2 tRNA genes and 3 rRNA genes are annotated in these 5,267 nt (G+C 54.7%); all 5 read right to left on the reverse strand.

The annotated features are described in order from the left end of the window. Positions 1-81 precede the first annotated feature (81 nt). Positions 82-197: ribosomal RNA gene (gene rrf, locus IG178_RS24105) — 5S ribosomal RNA — on the reverse strand. Positions 198-386: 189 nt separating this feature from the next. Beyond that, a 23S ribosomal RNA gene (locus IG178_RS24110) occupies positions 387-3,230 on the reverse strand. Between the two features lie 243 nt (positions 3,231-3,473). Then, positions 3,474-3,550: transfer RNA gene (locus IG178_RS24115), tRNA-Ile, on the reverse strand. A gap of 32 nt (positions 3,551-3,582) precedes the next feature. Next, a tRNA-Ala gene (locus tag IG178_RS24120) sits at positions 3,583-3,658 on the reverse strand. Between the two features lie 182 nt (positions 3,659-3,840). After that, positions 3,841-5,267, reverse strand: a 16S ribosomal RNA gene (locus tag IG178_RS24125); the annotation flags it as partial.

Raw genomic sequence — 5,267 nt, forward strand, 5'->3', positions numbered from 1 at the left:
CCCGCGCCTCCCCTTCCACGCTGCCGCCACGAGGACAAAAAAAGAGCCCGGCACCTTCATCTCTGAAAGTGCCGGGCAAATACCTGGCGACGACCTACTCTCACAGGACCTGTCGTCCCACTACCATCGGCGCTGCAGCGTTTCACTTCCGGGTTCGGAATGGGACCGGGTGGTTCCACCGCGCTCTGGTCACCAGAGGGCGATCCTGTATTCCCAGGACCGGGACTCTGGCCACCTGATCCGCCGTGGCGTGTCAGCTGTCGCTTCGTTTCTGTCATCAGGGCCACTCGGCCGCTCCCTGACATCCACACGGAGAATCCATTTTTTCAAAACCTCAATTCGTCCACCGAACCGATCGCGGTCACTTGGAACAAGCGACTTCGAACGAAATCAAGCCGGACGGATGATTAGTACCGGTAAGCTGCATGTGTTACCACACTTCGACTTCCGGCCTATCAACGTGGTGGTCTTCCACGATCCTTCAGGGAAAACTCATCTTGGGAATGGCTTGGCGCTTAGATGCTTTCAGCGCTTATCCAGTCCGAACTTAGCTACCCGGCCATGCCGTTGACACGACAACCGGTGCACCAGAGGTTCGTCAATTCCGGTCCTCTCGTACTAGGAATTGAACCCCTCAGTTTTCCTGCGCCCACAGAGGATAGAGGACCGAACTGTCTCGCGACGTTCTGAACCCAGCTCGCGTGCCGCTTTAACCGGCGAACAGCCGGACCCTTGGGACCTTCTCCAGCCCCAGGATGCGACGAGCCGACATCGAGGTGCCAAACTTCGCCGTCGATATGAACTCTTGGGCGAAATCAGCCTGTTATCCCTAAGGTACCTTTTATCCGTTGAGCGACGGCAATTCCACATTCTACCGCCGGATCACTTAGGCCTACTTTCGTATCTGCTCGACTTGTAGGTCTCACAGTTAGGCGGGCTTATGCCTATGCACTCGACACACGGTTGCAGACCGTGCTGAGCCCACCTTCGCGCTCCTCCGTTACTCTTTGGGAGGATACCGCCCCAGTAAAACTGACCGGCTGACACTGTTTCCCGCCCGGTTTCACGGGTCGGGGTTAGATCTTCCAACACCCAAGGGTGGTATCTCACTGATGACTCCTCGATCCCCTAAAGGACCGTATCAACGTCTCCCACTTATACTGAGCATGAGAATCGAAAAACCAATGACAGCTTACAGTTAAGGTCTATAGGGTCTTTCCGTCCTTCTGCGGGTAGGCGGCATCTTCACCGCCATTACAATTTCACTGAGCACCTAGTTGAGACAGTGCCCAACTCGTTACACGATTCGTGCAGGTCGGAACTTACCCGACAAGGAATTTCGCTACCTTAGGACCGTTATAGTTACGGCCGACATTCACGGGGACTTGGGCTCAGAGCTTCGCCTTGCGGCTAACCCCTTACCTTAATCTTTCCGCATTGGTCACGTGTCACACCCTATACTTGGACTTGCGTCTTGGCAGAGTGCTGTGTTTTTGCTAAACAGTCGGTTGGGCCATTTCACTGCGGCCTGCCAGAGGCAGGCACCCCTTCTTCCGAAGTTACGGGGCTAATTTGCCGAGTTCCTTAACTAGGGTTCACTCTTGCGCCTTGGTATACTCTACCCACCCACCTGTGTCGGTTTACGGTACGGGTTCCTTAGCATGCACAGGGGCTTTTCTTGGCACTGACGCCAGCCATGCGGATCAGCCGTAGCCTCACCTCGGAATTCAATCACCTAGTGGCTTTAATCAATGCGTCCTCCCTGCTTAAGTTTCGGAAGTGCTGGAATATTAACCAGCTGTCCATCGCCTACGCCTATCGGCCTCGGCTTAGGTCCCGACTAACCCCGGGACGAAAAACGTAGCCCGGGAAACCTGGGGTTTACGGCGGACCGGGATTTCACCGGTCTTATCGTTACTCATGTCTGCATCCTCTCTTCTCAACTCTCCAGGGTCAGTCGCCATCACCCTTCAACGTGTTGAGAATGCTCCTCTACCGCGCCACACGATACGTGTGACACCCAGAGCTTCGGTACCATGCTTATCGCCAATCATTTTCGGCGCAGGATCTCTCGATGAGTAAGCTATTACGCACTTTTTAAATGGTGGCTGCTTCTAAGCCAACATCCTCACTGTCTGTGAAATCCCACATCCTTTCCACTTAGCATGGTTTAGGCACCTTAGCTGCTGATCAGGGTTGTTTCCCTTTTGACGATGAAGCTTATCCCCCACCGTCTCACTGCCGCGCTCCACTCACCGGTATTCGGAGTTTGATAGGGTTTGGTAGACGGGTATGCCCCCTAGCCCTTTCAGTGCTCTACCCCCGGTAATCAGCACGCGACGCTGCACCTCAATGCATTTCGAGGAGAACCAGCTATCACGGGGTTTGAATAGCCTTTCACTCCTACCCTCAACTCATCCGAGAATTTTTCAACATTCACCGGTTCGGTCCTTCACGCCATTTTACTGACGCTTCAACCTGGTCAAGGGTAGATCACCTCCGCTTCGGGTCCAGCACGTGCAACTATGGACGCCCTGTTCGGACTCGCTTTCGCTGCGCCTCCGTCCCGGAAGGACTTAGGCTTGCCACACATACTGACTCGCAGACTCATTAAGCAAAAGGCACGCCATCACAGCCGAAGCCGCTCTGACACCTTGTAGGCACAGGGTTTCAGGTTCTATTTCACTCCGCTCGCAGCGGTTCTTTTCACCTTTCCCTCACGGTACTGGTTCACTATCGGTCGCTAACTAGTATTTAGCCTTACGCCGTGGTCGGCGCAGATTCACACAACGTTCCACGTGTGCTGTGCTACTCAGGAACACCCTAGGGCCTCTTCGGATTTCGGTTACGGGGATTTCACCCTCTATGTCGGAACTTTCCAGGTCCTTCACCTATCGTCAGAGGTCCCACGACGGGGTCCTACAACCCCGGGAGCAAGCTCCCGGTTTGGGCTGATCCGCTTTCGCTCGCCACTACTTACGGAATCGATTCTCTTTCTTTTCCTCCGGTTACTGAGATGTTTCACTTCACCGGGTATCGCGTCTCTTTTCCTAACTTCCGTTGCCGGCTTCAGAAAAGAACGATGGCGTATTAACACCACCAGGTTACCCCATTCGGAAATCTCCGGATCAAAGGTTGTTTGCACCTCCCCGAAGCTTATCGCAGCTTATCACGTCCTTCATCGCCTGTTAGCACCAAGGCATCCACTCTGTGCCCTTCTAAGCTTGATTTCACATTCGAAATCAGCTGTCCGTGCGTCCCACCTGCAGCCATGCCGTAAAGCGGCTGTGGTTTGGTCCGCGGCCGGGATGAGTCACCCCGGCAAATCACATATACCAAGGACCGCGCAAATAATGGCTCATGTGAACAATTGATTTTTGCAGTCTTAAAAAAACTTTTTCTCCATGTGGATGTCAAAGAGCGGCCAGCCCTTCACAAGTGCTTTATCATGTTCTTTCTCCAATCCGCGGGAATGGTGGGCCTGATAGGACTCGAACCTATGACCCCCGCCTTATCAAGGCGGTGCTCTAACCAACTGAGCTACAGGCCCTTTTAGAATCGGACCGAAGCCCGGTCGGAAGTTGGTGGAGGTAACCGGATTCGAACCGATGACATCCTGCTTGCAAAGCAGGGGCTCTACCAACTGAGCTATACCCCCTCGCGAGGAGGACAAAAGAAGAAGAGGACGAAAGCTAAATCGTGTGCTGCGGGCATTCCAAATGACGCGCGAATAATACCTTGGTGCGGCGACTTCCGTCATTCCGCTGACCTTCCCGGTTGCCCGGACATCGGCCATCGACCTGTCGCAGTGACCCGTGAGGGTTTGCAACTACTCCATAGAAAGGAGGTGATCCAGCCGCAGGTTCCCCTACGGCTACCTTGTTACGACTTCATCCCAGTTACCAGCTTCACCTTAGGATCGTACGATACTTCGGGTGCTACCGGCTTCCATGATGTGACGGGCGGTGTGTACAAGACCCGGGAACGTATTCACGCGGCCGTAGCTGATGCCGCATTACTAGCGATTCCGGCTTCATGGAGGCGAGTTGCAGCCTCCAATCCGAACTGGGCCCAGTTTTATAGATTTCCTCCACCTCGCGGTCTCGGTTCTCATTGTGCTGGGCATTGTAGTACGTGTGCAGCCCAAGGCGTAAGGGCCATACTGACCTGACGTCGTCCCCACCTTCCTCCCAGTTGATCTGGGCAGTCTGACCAAAGTTCCCGCCATCACGCGCTGGCAACTGGTCACAGGGGTTGCGCTCGTTGCGGGACTTAACCCAACATCTCACGACACGAGCTGACGACGGCCATGCAGCACCTGTGCAAATTCCCCGAAGGGTCACGCGCTTTCACGCGCTTAGAGATGCATGTCAAGCCTTGGTAAGGTTCTTCGCGTTGCATCGAATTAAGCCACATACTCCACCGCTTGTGCGGGTCCCCGTCAATTTCTTTGAGTTTTAGTCTTGCGACCGTACTTCCCAGGCGGTGCGCTTAACGCGTTAGCTCCGGCACAAGGGGGGTCGAATCCCCTCACACCAAGCGCACACCGTTTACTGCCAGGACTACAGGGGTATCTAATCCCTTTTGCTCCCCTGGCCTTCGAGCCTCAGCGTCAGTAAATGTCCAGTAGCTCGCCTTCGCCACGAGTGTTCCTCTCGATATCCACGCATTTCACTGCTACACCGAGAATTCCAGCTACCCCTCCATTACTCAAGCATGGCAGTATCGGATGCAGTTCCGGGGTTGAGCCCCGGGATTTCACATCTGACTTACCACGCCGCCTACGCTCCCTTTACGCCCAGTGATTCCGAACAACGCTCGGGACCTTCGTATTACCGCGGCTGCTGGCACGAAGTTAGCCGTCCCTTCCTCTTCGGGTACTATCAACCCTGTCGGCTATTTACCGCCAGGTCTTACTCCCCGATGACAGGAGTTTACAATCCGAAGACCGTCATCCTCCACGCGGCGTTGCACCATCAGGCTTTCGCCCATTGTGAATTATTCTCGACTGCTGCCACCCGTAGGTGTCTGGACCGTGTCTCAGTTCCAGTGTGCCTGATCATCCTCTCAGACCAGGTACCCGTCGTAGCCTTGGTGAGCCGTTACCTCACCAACAAGCTGATAGGCCGCGAGCCAATCCTGCAGCGGCAGCTTTCGCCACCTTTAACCTTGCGGTACCATGGGGTATTAATCCGCCTTTCGGCGGGCTATTCCCCACTGCAGGGCATGTAACTCACGTGTTACGCACCCGTGCGCCACTGGAGACA

The organism is Neoluteolibacter marinus (assembly GCF_014904755.1).
GTDB lineage: Bacteria > Verrucomicrobiota > Verrucomicrobiia > Verrucomicrobiales > Akkermansiaceae > Haloferula > Haloferula marina.